We start from the raw sequence: 16,425 nt of genomic DNA on the forward strand, positions 1-16,425 counted from the left end.
GCCAACGTTATAGGGACAAGCGAATAAGTGCACATGGTGGATGCCTTGGCGATTACAGGCGATGAAGGACGTAGTAGCTTGCGTGACCATAGCAAGTCGGTCCCACCCCTTCCCATCCCGAACAGGACCGTGAAACGACTTTGCGCCGATGATAGTGCTGCAACCAGTGTGAAAGTAGGTTATCGTCAGGCTAGTTATATGCGAAAGCCCCGCAGAGTGATCTCTGCGGGGCTTTTTGCGCTTGCGCGCAAAGGCCTGCTCCGTTCAGATTCGCACTGCGAATCTTCACTCTGAGCGGGCTTTTTGCTTTTGGGCGTCCACTTCTGACTGCACGCTAACAGCGGTTTCACAACGTTTTTCACGCACCGCGCATACTCTTCAGCGAACGCACGCATTGCTGCAGAAATGATTGTGAAAAGCACTCGGCCGTCCCTAGAATCACTATTTTGCAATTCTGAGGACCTCGCCATGTGGACAGCCAAGCGCTTCCCTTTCTCTTCCGTACATGCCGTATCGTTTGTGCTGGCGGCAGCGCTGGCAGCTTGCGGCGGCAGCGACACTGCGCCCGGCAGCGCCAGCATGAGCAACAAGAGCGCCGCCCAGGTGCAGGCGGTCGTTGGTACCATCACCATGCCCGGCAAGCGCGCCGACTACAAGATCGAGCGCGTGGCCGGCAGCGTGCAGCTCACCCATAACGTGACCGCGGTCGTGACCCGCGTGGGCGCCAACAGTCGGGTCCGCTTCGACGACTTCACCTACGCGATGGATGTCGACGGCAACGCCGGCATGGCCTACCGCATGTACAAGGCGGCCTTCGCCCGCACCCCGGACGTTCGTGGCCTGAGCTACTGGATTCAGGTGATGGACAACGGATCCAGCCTGAACGCGATCGCCCAGGACTTCATCAAGTCCAGCGAATACCGCCAGGTCTATGGCATCAACCCCAGCGATACCGACGTCGTGAGCCGCTACTACCGCAACGTGCTGGGCCGCGAAGGCGAGCCAGCCGGGATCCAGTATTGGGTCGGCGTGTTGCGCAACCGGCAGGCTTCGCTTGCCGACGTGCTGGCCGGATTCAGCGAAAGCCCCGAGAACCAGGAGGGCGTCCAAGCCCTGATCGGCAACGGCGTCGCCTACCGCGAGCCGGGCGTGAACTACATCGCGGTGGCCGACGCCGGCCCGGCCCGCACCGGCGTCGTCGGCAGCGCCATTACCCTCGATGGCTCCAACAGCCTGGGCCGCAACGAGAACCTGGGCTACAGCTGGACGGTCACCGAGCGGCCGGCCGGCAGCAGCGCCCCGCTGCTGAATGCGAACACGGCTTTCCCGACCATCACGCCGGACCGTGAAGGCATGTACCGCCTCAGCCTGCAGATCGACGACGGCGCTACCCGCTCCACGGCCACGACCTACGTATCGATCGCGCCGCCGCCCCTCGGCTTCGTCCCGACCGACGCACGATATTCGCGCGGGCTGGAAAAGGTGATCACGATCTCGACCAATCCGAATGCGCTGAGCATCGTCGATCCATTTGCCAGCTCGGTGCGCAGCGTCCCCCTGCCGGCGCCGGTGAAGAACTTTAGCCTGAGCCCCAACGGCAAGCTGGCGATCGTGCTATACGAGAGCGTCGCCAGCCTGGTCGACCTGGAGTCGGCCACGCTCGTGAAGTCCTTCGCCACCGGCGGCAAGCACACCGACGCCTTCCTCACCGATACCGGAATCGCCTACTTCATCGGCCAGACCGGCGGCCAGTGGGTGACCCCGTCCATCGTGTACTTCAACGCGCGTACCGGCGAAGACATCAGCAAGCCGGTCACGGGTTCCTTCGCCTTTTTCTACGGCACCCAATACGGCATCTACGCAGGGCTGAAGAACAAGGTCTTCCTGATGTCGCAGGGCTTATCGCCGGCCGACCTGAATTTCTTCACCATCGATCCCGCCACCAACAACGTCATCGATTCGGGCGATTCGCCTTACCACGGCGACTACAGCATGAGCACGCCGCTCTACCTGTCGGAAACCCAGGACCTGCTGTTCACCAGCACCGGCAACATCTTCAATACCAGCAACCTGCGCTACGCGGGCGCCCTGACCCTGGGCAGCGGCGAATCGATCGTCTCCCTGAGCAATTCGTTCGCCAAGGATGAGACCGTTGTGCTGGCGGCGAAGAACGACTGGTACCAGTCCGCGACCACGCTGCCGTCCAGGTACCAGATCTTCAACAGCCCGCTGTTCTTCCCGGGCGGCTCGGCCGAGCTGCCGGTTATCGAGGGCAAGCAGACCTATGGCCTCAAGATCTGGCACAGCGCCGCCGGCCGCCGTGTTGTGCTCGTCCAGCAGGGCTCGGCTACCCCGCAGGCAGCTGGGATCAAGTATTTCGTGATGGGCCTCTGAGTCCACGCAGCTTCGCGAGGCCCGTCCGGTGCATGCCGGGCGGGTTTTTTTGCATTGAAAAAACTGCACCCCGGACTACACTGAATCAGGTTCGCCGTTCTCCGGGAGTGCATATGGACGTCAAGCGCACAAGCCTGCTGCCACGCATCGCCGCGGCCTTCTTGCTGGCTGTCGGGCTAGGAGGCTGTGTTTATGCGCCGCCCTATGCCTACGATGCGGGCTATCCCGCATATAACTATCCCAACTACGGCTATCCGACCTACGTCGGGCCGCCCGTCACGCTGGATTTCGGCTTCAGCTACTACGACCGGCCGCGCCACCATGACGGCGGCGGTTACTACGGCCGTGGAGGACACCACCACGGCGGCTGGGGAAGGCGAGGCCGGCACTAGGTTCAGCGAGGCAGCTATACTGCCGGGATCCCATTCCGGAGATCCCGCATGCGCCGTGTGCTGCCCCTTATCCTTGCCACTTTCCCCCTGATCGCCGGCGCCGGCACGCCGGCCGCTGTCGTGGCCGAGCTATGGAAAGCTTCCAGCCACGCAGCGAGCGCCGCAGCCGACGCCGATCGCCTGCAGCAGTTGTTCCGCAGCGACGCGGTGGTGGTGGGCGGCATCTATCGCGAGGGCAAACCAGTCTTCAACGCGATGAAGGCGGCTGACTTCGTCGCCGCCCAGCGCCAGCCGCGGCCGCACGGTTTCCACGAATGCGAAGTGGTGCGCGAGGTGAAGGAATACGACCGCTTCGCGACCGTGTACAGCGTCGTCGAAACGCGCCGCGATCCTGGGGCCGCCAAGGCCGACTACACCGGCGTCAACAGCGTCCAGCTGTACCGCGATGACGCCGGCTGGAAAATCGTCTCGCTGTACTACCACGTCGAAAAGCCGGGCAGCCCGATCCCGCTCGCGGGCGGCAAAACCGGCGCCTGCCTGGATTCGCAATGAGGTCCCTGCGCGCGTATGCCGTCCTGGCCGCTCTCGTCCTCTCCCAGGCGGCCTTCGCGCAAGCGCTGCCAGGAGGCTGCCGCATCGGCGAGCAGGCGAACATCCCACTCACCTTTACCGACGACCTGCGCCCGGTTGCGCAAGCCGCGATCGGCAGCGCCAGCGTGCCCGTAATGCTGAGCACCGCTGCCCAGGAGTCGGCCGTGTTCAACAAGAAGGTGCTGGAGCGGCTCGGTATCCCGGTGCGCAGCACTACGAGCAGGCTCTTCGCCGCGGATGCGCGCAACGATACCGGCGTCGACATCCTGCGCGAGATCATGATCGCGCCGATCAAGGATTTCTCCTTCGGCCCGAACCAAGGCAAGAGCGGCGACTTCCCGGTCGAAGACTTCATGGACGATACGTTCGGCGTGCGGATCGGCGCCGGGGTGCTGCTGAAACACGACCTGGAAGTGGCACTTGATGCGGGCTATCTCAAGGTCTTCCAGCCCAAGGGCTGCTTTCGCGAGCACCTGGCGTATTGGGATCCGCAGGCCGTCGCGGTGATGAGCATGGGCGACCCATGGAAGCGCGATTCGCGGGTGGTGTTCCATGTCCGCATCAATGGCCAGACCATCACGGCCCTGTTGTCCACCTCGACGCCGCAGTCCTACCTGCCCAAGGCCGCCGCGGCAAGGCTGGGACTCACGCCGGACTCGCCGGGCGCCCTGCGCGAGGATCCACTGCCGGGAGACAAGGCCGACAAGCCGGTGTGGAAGCTGCCGCTGCCGCTGCTGACCATCGGTGCCCTGGAAGTGAAGGACCTCGACCTGCGCCTGATGGACCTGCCGCATTCAGGGGAAATCCTGGTGCTCGGCGCCGACTTCCTGCACCGTCACCGCGTGTATATCGCAATCAGCCAGCAGAAGATCTACTTCTCGCCGATCGCAACACCGCGCGTGATGAAGCGCGGGAAGGTCGACGTGATTCCACAAACGCTCTAAGACGCCTCAGCCGTTCATCTGCTGCTCGACCGGGGCCGCTTCCTTGACCTTGACCTGGCCGCGGCTGATGCTGTCGCCGTCGTTGCGGCGCAGGCGCCAGAACACCACCGAGGACAGCAGCGTCATCGCGGCCAGCGTGGCGAAACCGTGGTGCAGCGCCTGCGACACCGCGACCCGATTGTCCTGCGCCACCGGACCCAGGAACCAGGCGGTCACGATCGAACCGGCGGCCAGGCCGAAGCTCATCGACAGCTGCTGGAAGGAGCTCGACATGGTGCTGGCCATGCTCGAGTCCTGCGGCTCGATGTCGGCGTAGGCCAGCGTGTTCATGCTGGAGAACTGCAGCGAATTGAAGAAGCCCTGCGCCAGGCTGATGGCGACGATGACATAGAAGGGCGTGCCCGGACCGACCAGGGTGAACAGGGCGATGGTCAGGCCGATGCACACCGTGTTCGCGGTCAGGATATTGCGGTAGCCGAAGCGCGCCAGCAGCTTCGGTGCGAACATCTTCATGCCCATCGCGGCCATCGCCGCAGGCATCATCAACAGGCCCGACTGCCAGGCCGGCAGGCCCAGTCCCAGCTGGTACAGCAGCGGCAGCAGGAAGGGCAGGCCGCCCACGCCCAGCCGGGTCAGGAAACCACCCGCCACCGAGATGCGGAAGGTACGCACCTTGAACAGGGTGATCCGCAACAGCGGATACTTGGTGTGCAGGGCATGCCAGGCATAGCCCCCCAGCAGGCCGACCGACAACGCCAGCAGCAGCCCGGCCGTCAGGTAGTCGAGCGAGTGCTCGCCGAATACTTCCAGCAGCCAGGACAGGATCGCGGTGCCGCTGCTGAACAGGATCAGCCCGAGCACGTCGAGCGGGCGTTTCTCCACGCCCTGGTAGTCGGGCATGTGCTTCCAGACCAGGTAGAGCGCGGCCAGGCCGACCGGGACATTGACGAAGAAAATCACGCGCCACGAGGTCCAGTGCACGATCAGCCCGCCGACCGTCGGCCCCAGTAGCGGACCGATCAGCGCCGGGATGATCACGAAGTTCATCGCGCCCAGCAGCTCGCTCTTGGGGAAGGTGCGCACGATGGCGAGGCGTCCAACCGGCATCATCATGGCGCCGCCCAGGCCCTGCAGCAGGCGCGCGGCCGTCATCATCTGCGCGTTCAGCGACAGGCCGCACAGGACCGAGGCGAAGGTGAACACGGAGATGGCGATGAAGAACACGCGCCGGGTGCCGAAGCGGTCCGCCATCCAGCCGCTGAGCGGGATGCCGACGGCCAGGCCGAGGATGTAGCTGGTGACCACCGATTTCAGGCTCAGCGGCGTGACCTGCAGGCTGGCCGCGATGCTTGGAATGGCGGTATTGACGATGGTGGCGTCGAGCTGCTCCATGAACAGGGCAGTCGCGACGAGCCACGGCAGGTAGCGTTTGATGATGCTGGGGTCAGTCAATCGGGCCTCGTGATGCTGGCAGGCCGGGTGGCCCGCCCCGGCCCGATTGTGACATGGATCGCAACAGGGGCTCGCCCCGCTGCGCGCACGCCGAGGCGCTTAGAAACGGTAGGCCGCCTTGGCGACGACCCAGTTCGCGCCGGAGTTCGGGCGCTTGATGCTGGCGTTCGAATAGTGCTGGAACTTCAGGCTGTAGTCCCACTTGGCCGTGGTGTAGCCGACGCCGATGTGGTCGCCGAACTGGAAGGCGGTCGACAACTCCTTGTCCTCGTTCTTGTACAGCTTCGAGAACAGGTTGACGCCGACGCCGATCTCGCCGTACAGGCCGAGCTTGCTGTCGCTCTGGTAGCGGAACACCGGGGTGAAGCCGACCACGGCGATGTTCTTCTTGCGGCCCGGCACGTTCTGATAAGCGTGCAGGCGCCACAGGGCGACGTTGGTTTCCCAGTAGCCCGACAGGTGGTAGCCGTTACGCGCGAACCAGCGCTGGTCCCAGTCGTTCTGGACGGCGAGGCGCACCATGCGCTGCTCGGGATTGGTGCCGTATTCGATCGAGGCCGAGTCGGCCCAGCCACCGAGGGCCTGGGCATGGGCGGCCTGGGCGCAGAAGGCGGCCGCGAGAGCGGCGGTGATGCCGGCAAACTTCTTCACGTTGGACATGGCTTTCTTTCTTAACAAGACAGAAATATTGTGCAGTGCGCTATTGTACTAGCGTGAACAATTCGGCGCTGAACGCCACCTTGCGCTGCCGCGCGGGTATGATAGACGCCCCGCAGCACGCACCTTTTTACTTTCGATCCGCATGACCGAACCCACCAGCACTCCCCTGTATCCGCTCGCCGCGCCGACCCAGCAGCAGGTCGCACCGACCGTCCTGCCGCACGACCCTGTGGCGGAGCACATTGCCGCTCACCTCGGCCGGATCGATACCGTGTTCCACGACACCATTGCCGACCCGGTCCAGGTCGACATCCATGTGGTGCCGGCCAATGAGCGTACTCCCTTCCTGCGTCTGGTGACCTCGGGCATGAGCAGCCGCCCGATGACCGTGCCGGAAGGCGCGCCGCCCTACGCCGAACTGATGATGGCCTTGCCAGCCGACTGGAAGCTGGACGAACAGTCGGTACAGGACGAGCGCTGGTACTGGCCGGTGGCCCTGCTGCGCCACCTGGCCCACTATCCGCACCAGCACGCGACCTGGCTGGGCCTCGGCCACACGGTGCCGAACGGCCACCCGGCCAAGCCCTATGCCAAGGGCGTCGAGTTCACCGGCGCGATCCTGCTGCCGCCGGCCTCGGCGCCGGAGGCCTTCGCCTCGCTCGAGCGCGACGGCAAGGACGTCTATTTCCACTGCGTGGTGCCGCTCTTTGAGTCCGAGCTGAACCTGGTGAAGCGCAAGGGCTTCCCGGCGCTGCTCGACGGCTTCAACGACAAAGGCGTGACCGACCTCGTGGTCCCGGGCCGCAAAAACACGGTCAAGAAGTTCCTCGGACTGTTCTGATGCAGACCATTGCCTTCCTCGGCATTGGCCTGATGGGAAAGCCAATGGCTGCGCGCCTGGCGCAGGCCGGTTTCCGGGTACGCGCCTGGAACCGCACGTTCGCGAAAGCCGAGGCACTGCGCGCGAGCGGGGCCGAGCCGGTAGCGGACCTGGCGCAGGCAGTACGCGGCGCGGAGGTGGTGATTTCGATTCTGGAAGCAGGACCGGTGGTGGGCGAGGTAATCGCCGCCGCCCTGCCTTCGCTCGCGCCAAGCACGCTGTGGATCGACATGAGCTCGACGCGGCAGGACGAAGCGCTGTCCTTTCATGCCCGCCTGGCGGGGCAGGGCTGCCGTTTCATGGATGCGCCGGTGTCGGGCGGTGTCGGCGGCGCCGAAGCGGGTACGCTTGCGATCATGGCGGGCGGCGAGGCCGCGGATTTTGACCAAGTGGTAAAAATCCTGGAGGCGATGGGCAAGCCGCAGCGCGTCGGTCCCGTAGGGAGCGGGCAGGTGGCCAAGCTGTGCAACCAGCTGATCGTCGGGGCGACCTTGAACGTGGTGGCGGAAGCGCTGCTGCTGGCGCAGGCCGCCGGCGCCGATCCGGCGGCGGTGCGCGAGGCGATCCGCGGTGGCTTCGCGGGAAGCCGGATTCTCGAGGTGCACGGGCAGCGCATGCTGGAGCGGAACTTCGTGCCGGGTGGGCAGGTGAAGAGCCAGCTGAAGGATTTGCGCAATGTGCTGGCGGCGGCGCAAGCGGCGGGATTGACGCTGCCGGTGACGGAGCTGGTCACGCGGCAGTATGAGACGATCGAGGAAGCGCTGCCGACAGCCGACCATGCTGCGGCTTTGCTGGCGCTTGAACAGATGAATCCGGGTTTAAGGCTGGGCAGCGCGCCTGACCAGCTACCGTAGGGGTGATCTGGTCCAGTGGACCAGATCACGGTTTCCCGCCCACCTTACACAGGCAAACTCATCTCCACCAGCCGCACCCAGAAGCTCGCCCCAATCGGCAGCAAATTATCGTTGAAGTCATAGCTCGTGTTATGCAGCTGGCACGGCCCCAGCCCATGCCCGCCCGCGCGGTGCGCGCCTTCGCCATTGCCGATGAACACATAGCACCCCGGCTTCTCCTGCAGCATGAAGGCGAAATCCTCCGCCCCCATGGTCGGCTCGACATCGGTGTCCACGCGATCGGCCCCCACCACGGCGCGCATCGCTTCGACCGCAAACGCGGTCTGCTCCGGATGGTTGATCAGCGGCGGGTAATTGCGCTTGAAGCTGAAGTCGACCGAGGCATTGAAGGCCGCCGCGACGCCGGAAGCGATCTCTTCCATGCGGCGCTGGATCAGGTCCAGCACGCCGGTCGAGAAGGTGCGCACCGTGCCGATCAGCTCGGCCTCGTCGGGAATCACATTGGTGGCGCTGCCCGCGTGGATCTGGGTGATCGACAGCACCGCCGATTCCAGCGGGTTCTTTTCGCGTGACACGATGGTCTGCCAGGCTTGCGCGATCTGCACCGCCACCATCACCGGGTCGATGCCGCGGTGCGGTTGTGCCGCATGTGCGCCCTTGCCGCGCACCACGACGCGAAACTCGTTACTGGACGCCATCATCGGCCCGGCGACCACGCCGAAATTCCCCTCCGGGATGCCCGGCCAGTTGTGCATGCCGTACACCGCCTCCATTGGGAACTGTTCGAACAGGCCATCGTCCATCATGCGGCGCGCACCGCCGCCGCCTTCCTCCGCCGGCTGGAAGATCAGGTACACGGTGCCGTCGAAGTTGCGGTGCTTCGACAGGTGCAGGGCGGCGCCGAGCAGCATCGCGGTATGGCCGTCGTGGCCGCAGGCGTGCATCTTGCCCGGATGGCGCGAGGCATGGGCAAAGCCATTGATCTCTTGCATGGGCAGGGCATCCATGTCGGCGCGCAGGCCGATCGCGCGATTCGACGTGCCGTTCTTCACGATGCCGACCACACCGGTCACGCCCAGGCCACGCACAATGGGGATGCCCCATTCCGTCAGCTTCGCCGCCACCACGTCAGCGGTGCGTTGTTCTTCGTAGCACAGTTCTGGATGCGCATGCAGGTCGCGGCGGATCTCCTGCAACTGCGCTTGCTGCGCCAGGATTGGTTCCACGAGTTTCATTGATCTCTCCCTTTTTTGTCATGCTTGCATTGCACGTTTAGAACCATTGTAGCCTGCCTCAAACACCCAGTAAAAGAGGAGGGGACGGCGCACGCCAAGATCGTATAAAGTATTGGTTTAACGAAGTATTTCTGCTCCTCTCCCACTCATGTCAGTCACACAAGTCCGCGCCGCCTGCCCCCACGATTGCCCCGATACCTGCGCCATCCTCGTCACCGTCGACAATGGCGTGGCAACGGAAGTGAAGGGCGATCCGGAGCATCCGACCACCGCGGGCGTGCTGTGCACCAAGGTGGCGCGCTACGTGGAGCGCACCTACCATGCGGACCGCGTGCTGTATCCGATGCGCCGCGTGGGCCGCAAGGGCGAGGGCAAGTTCGAACGCATCACGTGGGAACAGGCAATTGACGAGATCGCAGGACGCCTGGGCGAGATCGCCGCGCGCAACCCCGAGGCGATCCTGCCGTACAGCTATGCCGGCACCATGGGACTGGTACAGGGCGACTCGATGTCTTTGCGCTTCTTCAACAAGATCGGGGCATCGCTGCTGGACCGTACCATCTGCGCCACGGCCGGCGCGACCGGCTACAAGTACACCATCGGCAGCTCGATCGGCACCGACATCGAGCAGTTCCAGAACGCGAAGCTGATCCTGATCTGGGGCGGCAACCCGATCGCCTCCAACCTGCACCTGTGGATGCGCGTCCAGGAAGCCAAGCGCCGCGGCGCGAAGCTGATCGCCATCGATCCGTATCGCTCGCTCACGGCCGAGAAGTGCCACCAGCACATTGCCCTGCTGCCGGGCACGGATGCCGCACTGGCGCTGGGCATGATGCATGTCCTGATCCAGGAAGACCTGATCGACCACGACTACGTGTCGAAGTACACGCTCGGCTACGAAGAACTCAAGCAGCGCGCGCTGGAATGGACCCCGGAACGCACCGCCGAGACCTGCGGCATCACGGTGGAAGAAGTAGTGGAACTGGCGCGCGTCTACGGCCAGACCGCGAGGAGCGGCGAGGGCGCCGCGATCCGCATGAACTACGGCCTGCAGCGCGTGCGCGGCGGCGGCATGGCGGTGCGCAATATCGCCTGCCTGCCGGCCCTGGTTGGCGCCTGGCGCCACCCGGCCGGCGGCGTGCAGCTGTCGACCTCGGGCTCCTTCCCGGCCAACCGCCCGGCCCTGCAGCGCCCGGACCTGCTGGATGGCCGCATGCCGCGCACCATCAACATGACCACCATCGGCGACGACCTGCTGAAGGAAGCCTCGCCGGAATTCGGCCCGAAGATCGAAGCCGTCATCGTCTACAACGCCAACCCGCTCGCCATCGCGCCCGACTCCGCCAAAGTGCAGAAGGGCTTCGAGCGCGAAGACCTGTTCACCGTGGTGCTGGAACACTTCCACACCGACAGCGCCGACTACGCCGACATCCTGCTGCCGGCCACCACCCAGCTCGAGCACGTCGATGCGCACCTGGCTTACGGCCACCTGTACATGATGGCGAACAACGCGGCTATTCAACCCATCGCCGAAGCCAAGCCAAACACCGAGTTCTTCCGCCTGCTGGCTGCGCGCATGGGCTTCGACGACCCTTGCTTCCGCGAGACCGACGACGAACTGGCCGCCCAGGCCTTCGACAAGCGCCACGAACGCGCGGTGCACTTCGACTGGGAGTCGCTCAAGAAAAAGGGCTGGCAGAAACTGAATATGCCCGATGCGCCGTTCGCCGAGGGCGGCTTCCCGACCCCGTCGGGCAAGTGCGAATTCTATTCGAGCAGCATGGCGCAGGACGGGCTCGACCCGGTCCCGGCCTATATCCCGCCGTACGAATCGCCCGCCTCCAACCCGGAGCTGGCGAAGAAATATCCGCTGGCGATGATCTCTCCACCGGCAAGGAACTTCCTTAACTCAACCTTTGTCAATGTACAGAGCCTGCGCGCAACCGAGGGCGAGCCGCACCTCGACATGCACCCGAACGACGCCGCCCGACGCGGCGTCAAGCACGGTGACATGGCGCGCATTTATAACGACCGCGGCTCATTCGTTGCCCGTGCACGCGTCACCGACAAGGCGCGCGAAGGGCTGGTGGTGGGCTTGTCGATCTGGTGGAAGAAGCTTTCCAGCGACGGCAAGAACGCCAACGAAGTGACCAGCCAGCGATTGACCGACATGGGCAGGGCGCCTACTTTCTACGACACCCTGGTGCAGGTTGAAAAACTTGCCCCCTCGACGCGAGATGAAACCCTCTAGATTCTCCCAGGCCTTCCGGCCCCTGATGGCCGCAGCAAGCGCGGCCTTGATGTTGTCAAGCTGCTCATCCCTTTCCTACTACTCCCAGGCCGCCCAGGGCCAGCTCGAACTGCTGACGGATTCCCGTTCGATCGATGACTGGCTGGCCGATCCCGCCACCAAGCCGACCCTGCGCCACCGCCTGGAGGCGGCGCGCCAGATCCGGCGCTACGCGATCCAGGAACTGAAACTGCCCGATAACGGCAGCTACACCAATTTCACCAACCTCAAGCGCCCCTATGTGCTGTGGAACGTGGTCGCCACCCCCGAGCTGTCGCTGAAACCCATGCAGTGGTGCTTTCCGGTGGCCGGCTGCGTGAACTACCGCGGCTACTACAGCAAGGACGAAGCCCAGGCCTACGCCAGGCAGCTGCGCGCGCAGGGCAATGACGTGGAAGTGGGCGGCGTCAGCGCCTACTCGACCCTGGGCTGGTTCAGCGATCCCCTGATCTCGACCTTCATCAACTATCCGGACGCGGAACTGGCGCGCCTGATCTTCCACGAACTGGCGCACCAGGTGGTGTACGTGCCGGGCGACTCGAAGTTCAACGAATCCTTTGCTTCCGCGGTGGAGCAGGCCGGGGTCGAGGGCTGGCTGGAACGCTTCGGCAACCCGGCCATGGTGGAGGCCTTCGAGCGCTACACGGTGCGCAAGAAGGATTTCATGGCGCTGCTGGTGCGCTACCGCGGCGAGCTGGAGAAGCTGTATGCCAGCGCGCTCGGCAAGGAAGAGAAGCGCGCCACCAAGGCGCGCCTGTTCATCGCGCTGAAGGACGACTACCAGGTGCTGAAGGCGAACTGGGGCGGCTACGCTGGCTACGACCGCTTCTTCGCCGAGCCGCTGTCGAACGCCCACCTGGCCTCGATCGCCACCTACAACGACTTCGTGCCGGCCTTCCGCACCCTGCTGCGCAAGGAGCGTACCTGGTCCGCTTTCTACAAATCGGTCAACCAGCTAGCCAAGCTCGACAAGGCCGACCGGCACCGGGTCTTGAAGAACCTCGCGGCGCCGGCGCCGAGCGCGCCGCTGGTGGTGCAGCGCACCATGGGGGATGGCGCGGGTTTGAGTAAATAAGCCCAGATAGAGGACACGTTCCAATCGACTTAAAAGAACTTGCGCGCATTGCCGCTGCCCGATAGCATCACAATCAGGCGATAGCAAAGGCGCAAGCTTCGCGCGCCCCCACAACGATAAATTCGAGACAAAAAGGGCATCCGATGGACAAAATCTGGCTGAAGTCGTACCCCCCGAACGTACCTGCCGAGATCAATCCCGATCAGTACGGCTCGCTCGTGCACCTGCTGGAGGAATCTTTCAGTAAATACGCCGACCGCAACGCCTATGTGTGCATGGACAAGTACCTGACCTACGGCGAGCTGGATGCCTACTCGAAGAAACTGGCCGCCTGGCTGCAAAGCCGCGGCATGGAACGCGGCGCGCGCGTGGCGATCATGATGCCGAACGTGCTGCAGTACCCGATCGCGATCGCAGCCGTGCTGCGCGCCGGCTACACCGTGGTGAACGTGAACCCGCTGTACACGCCGCGCGAACTCGAACACCAGATCAAGGACTCGGGCAGCGAAGCGATCATCGTGCTCGAGAACTTCGCGCACACCGTGCAGCAGGTGATGGGCAAGACCCCGCTGCGCCACGTGGTGGTGGCGAGCATGGGCGAGATGCTGGGCGGCGCCAAGGGCATGCTGGTCAACTTCGTGGTCCGCTCGGTCAAGAAGATGGTGCCCGAGTTCTCGCTGCCGAACATGGTGCGCTTCAAGGACACGCTCTCGCAGGGCGCGAAGATGCCGTTCACGAAGGTCGAGCTGAAGGCCTCGGACGTCGCCTTCCTGCAGTACACCGGCGGCACCACCGGCGTCTCGAAAGGCGCGACCCTCACGCACCGCAACGTGATCGCCAATGTGCTGCAGTCCGAAGCATGGTCGAAGCCGGCGATGGGCGACACCAGCGAGCAGGTGGTGATCGTATGCGCGCTGCCGCTCTACCACATCTTCGCGCTGACGGCCTGTGCGATGTGGGGCATGCGCACCGGCGCCCTGAACATCCTGATCGTGAACCCGCGCGATATCCCGGGCTTCATCAAGGAGCTGGGCAAGTACAAGATCAACATGCTGCCGGCGGTGAATACGCTGTACAACGCGCTGGTGAATCACCCGGATTTCGCGGGCCTGGACTTCTCCGGGCTGAAGGTCTCGAACGGCGGCGGCATGGCGGTGCAGAAGGCCGTCAACGACAAGTGGAAGCAGGTGACCGGCACCAGCATCATCGAAGGCTACGGCCTGTCGGAGACCTCGCCAGTGGCCACCTGCAACCGCGCCGACATCAAGGACTTCAGCGGCACCATCGGCCTGCCGGTGCCGTCTACGGATATCGCGATCCTCGATGACGAGGGCAAGCCGATGGCGATCGGGCAGATCGGCGAGATCGCGATCCGCGGCCCGCAGGTGATGGCTGGCTACTGGAACCGCCCCGATGAAACCGCCAAGGTCATGACGCCGGACGGCTTCTTCAAGTCGGGCGACGTCGGCATCATGGACGAACAGGGCTACGTGAAGATCGTCGACCGCAAGAAGGACATGATCCTGGTCTCGGGCTTCAACGTGTACCCGAACGAACTGGAAGGCGTGATCGCCGGCCACCCGGGCGTCCTGGAATGCGCCGTGATCGGCGTGCCGGACGAGCATTCCGGCGAAGCGGTGAAGGTATTCGTGGTGCGCAAGGACCCGAACCTGACCGCCGAGCAGCTGATGGACTACTGCAAGCAGCAGTTCACCGGCTACAAGAAACCGAAATACATCGAGTTCCGCGACGAGCTGCCGAAGACCAACGTCGGCAAGATCCTGCGCCGCGCATTGCGGGACGAGAAACAGGCGGAAACGACCGCCTGACGGCAGGTTGATGGCCGGCGTATGGCGCCGGTCCGCGAAGCCGCCCGTGTCCCGGGCGGCTTCGCGTTTTATTGGACAGCATCGAATACAGAAGGTGAGGCACGGATGGACAAGTTTTGGCTCAAGTCGTATGAGGAAGGCGTACCTGCGGAGATCGATCCCACGCAGTACCGCTCCCTGACGCATCTGCTGGAGGAGGCGTTCCGCAAGTATGCCGACCGCAAGGCCTATGCGTGCATGGGCAAGACCCTGACTTTCGCCGAGCTGGATCGCTTGTCGGGCCGCATGGCCGCCTGGCTGCAGGCCCAGGGCCTGCAACCGGGTGCGCGCGTGGCCATCATGCTGCCGAACGTGCTGCAGTACCCGGTGGCCATGGCCGCCGTGCTGCGCGCCGGCTACGTGATCGTCAACGTCAATCCGCTCTACACCCCGCGCGAACTGCAGCACCAGCTGAAGGATTCCGGCGCCGAAGCCATCGTGGTGCTGGAGAACTTCGCGCACACGCTGGAGCAGGTGATCGGCAATACCAGCGTGAAGCACGTGGTGGTCGCCAGCATGGGCGACCTGCTGGGCGGCGTGAAAGGCATGCTGGTCAACCTGGTGGTGCGCAAGGTGAAGAAGATGGTGCCGGCCTGGTCGCTGCCGGGTTCGATCGGCTTCAAGCGCATGCTGGCGCAAGCCTCGGGCGCGACCCTGCGTCCGGTCGCCATCGGCCACGACGATATCGCCTTCCTGCAGTACACCGGCGGCACCACCGGCGTCTCCAAGGGCGCGGTGCTGCTGCACAAGCACGTGATCGCCAACGTGCTGCAGAACGAAGCCTGGTTCGCGCCGACCCTCAGCAAGATCAAGCTAGGGGAGCAGCCGCAGTTCGTGTGCGCGCTGCCGCTGTACCACATCTATGCGCTGACCGTGTGCGCGCTGCTGGGCCTGCGCGTGGGCGGCGTCAACCTCCTGATCCCGAACCCGCGCGACATCGGCGGCTTCATCAAGGAGCTGGGCGACTACCGCATCAACATCTTCCCGGCCGTGAACACGCTGTACAACGGCTTGGTGAACAACCCGGACTTCGCCAAGCTCGATTTCTCGGGCCTGCTGGTATGCCCAGGCGGCGGTATGGCCGTGCAAAAAGCCGTGGCCGACAAGTGGCTGCAAATCACCGGCACCCCGATCGTGGAAGGCTACGGCCTGTCCGAGACTTCGCCCGTGGTCACCGCGAACCGCTGCGACATCAGCGACTTCACCGGCACCATCGGCCTGCCGCTGCCTTCGACCGAGATCCGCATCCTGGACGAAGCCGGCAACCAGGTCCCGTTCGGCACCGCCGGCGAGATCGCCGTGCGCGGCCCGCAGGTGATGGCCGGCTACTGGCAGCGCGACGACGAAACCGCCAAGGTCATGACGCCCGATGGCTTCTTCAAGACCGGCGACATCGGCATCATGAACGAAGAGGGCTATACCCGCATCGTCGACCGCAAGAAGGACATGATCCTGGTCTCAGGTTTCAACGTCTATCCGAACGAGATCGAAGGCGTGGTCGCGGCGCTGCCGGGCGTGCTGGAGGTGGCCTGCGTGGGCGTGCCGGACCAGCATTCGGGCGAAGCGGTGAAGCTCTACATCGTCAAGAAGGACCCGGCGCTCACCAGCGAGCAGGTGATCGCCTTCTGCAAGGAGCAGCTGACCGGCTACAAGCGCCCGAAATTCGTGGAGTTCCGCGAGACCCTGCCGAAGACCAACGTCGGCAAGATCCTGCGCCGCGAGCTGAGGGACGAGAAACAGTCGGCTTGAGCTAATTCTGCTCATCTAAACTTGGATCCCCGCCTGCGCGG

General features: G+C 64.3%; 12 protein-coding genes, 1 rRNA gene and 1 pseudogene. 11 read left to right on the top strand and 3 right to left on the bottom strand.

The window, feature by feature from the left end:
• The first annotated feature begins 77 nt into the window (after nucleotides 1-77).
• From rrf to GV068_RS16840, 5 genes are all read left to right on the top strand, one after another.
• Nucleotides 78-191: ribosomal RNA gene (rrf, locus tag GV068_RS16820) — 5S ribosomal RNA — on the top strand.
• A gap of 277 nt (nucleotides 192-468) precedes the next feature.
• Nucleotides 469-2,394: a DUF4214 domain-containing protein gene (locus tag GV068_RS16825; protein ID WP_159700240.1), complete on the top strand. Its 1,926-nt coding sequence runs from the start codon at nucleotides 469-471 to the stop codon at nucleotides 2,392-2,394.
• Nucleotides 2,395-2,507: 113 nt separating this feature from the next.
• Entirely contained in the window at nucleotides 2,508-2,786 is a 279-nt protein-coding gene (locus GV068_RS16830) for a hypothetical protein (RefSeq protein WP_159700243.1), read from the top strand.
• A 48-nt stretch (nucleotides 2,787-2,834) separates the two neighbouring features.
• Nucleotides 2,835-3,338, top strand: coding sequence for a hypothetical protein (locus GV068_RS16835; protein ID WP_159700246.1), 504 nt, complete (start codon nucleotides 2,835-2,837; stop codon nucleotides 3,336-3,338).
• Entirely contained in the window at nucleotides 3,335-4,321 is a 987-nt protein-coding gene (locus tag GV068_RS16840; protein ID WP_159700249.1) for a retroviral-like aspartic protease family protein, read from the top strand. Before GV068_RS16835 ends, GV068_RS16840 begins: the two co-directional genes overlap by 4 nt.
• 6 nt (nucleotides 4,322-4,327) lie before the next feature.
• On the opposite strand, the gene GV068_RS16845 is transcribed toward GV068_RS16840, so the two are convergent.
• Complete coding sequence (locus tag GV068_RS16845; RefSeq protein WP_267874534.1) at nucleotides 4,328-5,773, bottom strand: DHA2 family efflux MFS transporter permease subunit; 1,446 nt, start codon at nucleotides 5,771-5,773, stop codon at nucleotides 4,328-4,330.
• Nucleotides 5,774-5,872: 99 nt separating this feature from the next.
• Nucleotides 5,873-6,433 carry an acyloxyacyl hydrolase gene (locus GV068_RS16850; protein WP_159700252.1) on the bottom strand — a complete coding sequence of 187 codons (561 nt, stop codon included), beginning with the start codon at nucleotides 6,431-6,433 and terminating at the stop codon, nucleotides 5,873-5,875.
• A 142-nt stretch (nucleotides 6,434-6,575) separates the two neighbouring features.
• On the opposite strand from GV068_RS16850, the gene GV068_RS16855 reads away from it, so the two are divergent.
• Together GV068_RS16855 and GV068_RS16860 are read left to right on the top strand one after the other, a co-directional pair.
• Nucleotides 6,576-7,274 (top strand): suppressor of fused domain protein, encoded by a 699-nt coding sequence (locus GV068_RS16855; protein ID WP_159700255.1) that lies wholly within the window; start codon nucleotides 6,576-6,578, stop codon nucleotides 7,272-7,274.
• Nucleotides 7,247-8,167 (top strand): annotated as a pseudogene (locus GV068_RS16860) (NAD(P)-dependent oxidoreductase); the annotation flags it as partial. The gene GV068_RS16855 and the pseudogene GV068_RS16860, both read left to right, overlap by 28 nt.
• Nucleotides 8,168-8,211: 44 nt before the next feature.
• On the opposite strand, the gene GV068_RS16865 reads toward GV068_RS16860, so the two are convergent.
• Entirely contained in the window at nucleotides 8,212-9,402 is a 1,191-nt protein-coding gene (locus tag GV068_RS16865; RefSeq protein WP_159700261.1) for a M20 aminoacylase family protein, read from the bottom strand.
• 148 nt (nucleotides 9,403-9,550) lie between these two features.
• On the opposite strand from GV068_RS16865, the gene GV068_RS16870 reads away from it, so the two are divergent.
• From GV068_RS16870 to GV068_RS16885, 4 genes are all read left to right on the top strand, one after another.
• Nucleotides 9,551-11,653, top strand: a complete 2,103-nt coding sequence (locus tag GV068_RS16870) for a molybdopterin-dependent oxidoreductase (RefSeq protein WP_159700264.1) — start codon at nucleotides 9,551-9,553, stop codon at nucleotides 11,651-11,653.
• 25 nt (nucleotides 11,654-11,678) lie between these two features.
• The gene (locus GV068_RS16875; RefSeq protein WP_159705148.1) at nucleotides 11,679-12,767 is read left to right on the top strand and encodes an aminopeptidase; all 1,089 of its coding nucleotides are present in this window, start codon (nucleotides 11,679-11,681) and stop codon (nucleotides 12,765-12,767) included.
• A gap of 143 nt (nucleotides 12,768-12,910) precedes the next feature.
• Nucleotides 12,911-14,596 (top strand): long-chain fatty acid--CoA ligase, encoded by a 1,686-nt coding sequence (locus GV068_RS16880; protein WP_159700267.1) that lies wholly within the window; start codon nucleotides 12,911-12,913, stop codon nucleotides 14,594-14,596.
• Between the two features lie 105 nt (nucleotides 14,597-14,701).
• Nucleotides 14,702-16,384: a long-chain-fatty-acid--CoA ligase gene (locus GV068_RS16885; RefSeq protein ID WP_159700270.1), complete on the top strand. Its 1,683-nt coding sequence runs from the start codon at nucleotides 14,702-14,704 to the stop codon at nucleotides 16,382-16,384.
• The last annotated feature ends 41 nt before the right edge of the window (nucleotides 16,385-16,425 follow it).

Source organism: Massilia sp. 9I (genome assembly GCF_902506415.1).
Classification (GTDB): domain Bacteria; phylum Pseudomonadota; class Gammaproteobacteria; order Burkholderiales; family Burkholderiaceae_D; genus Telluria.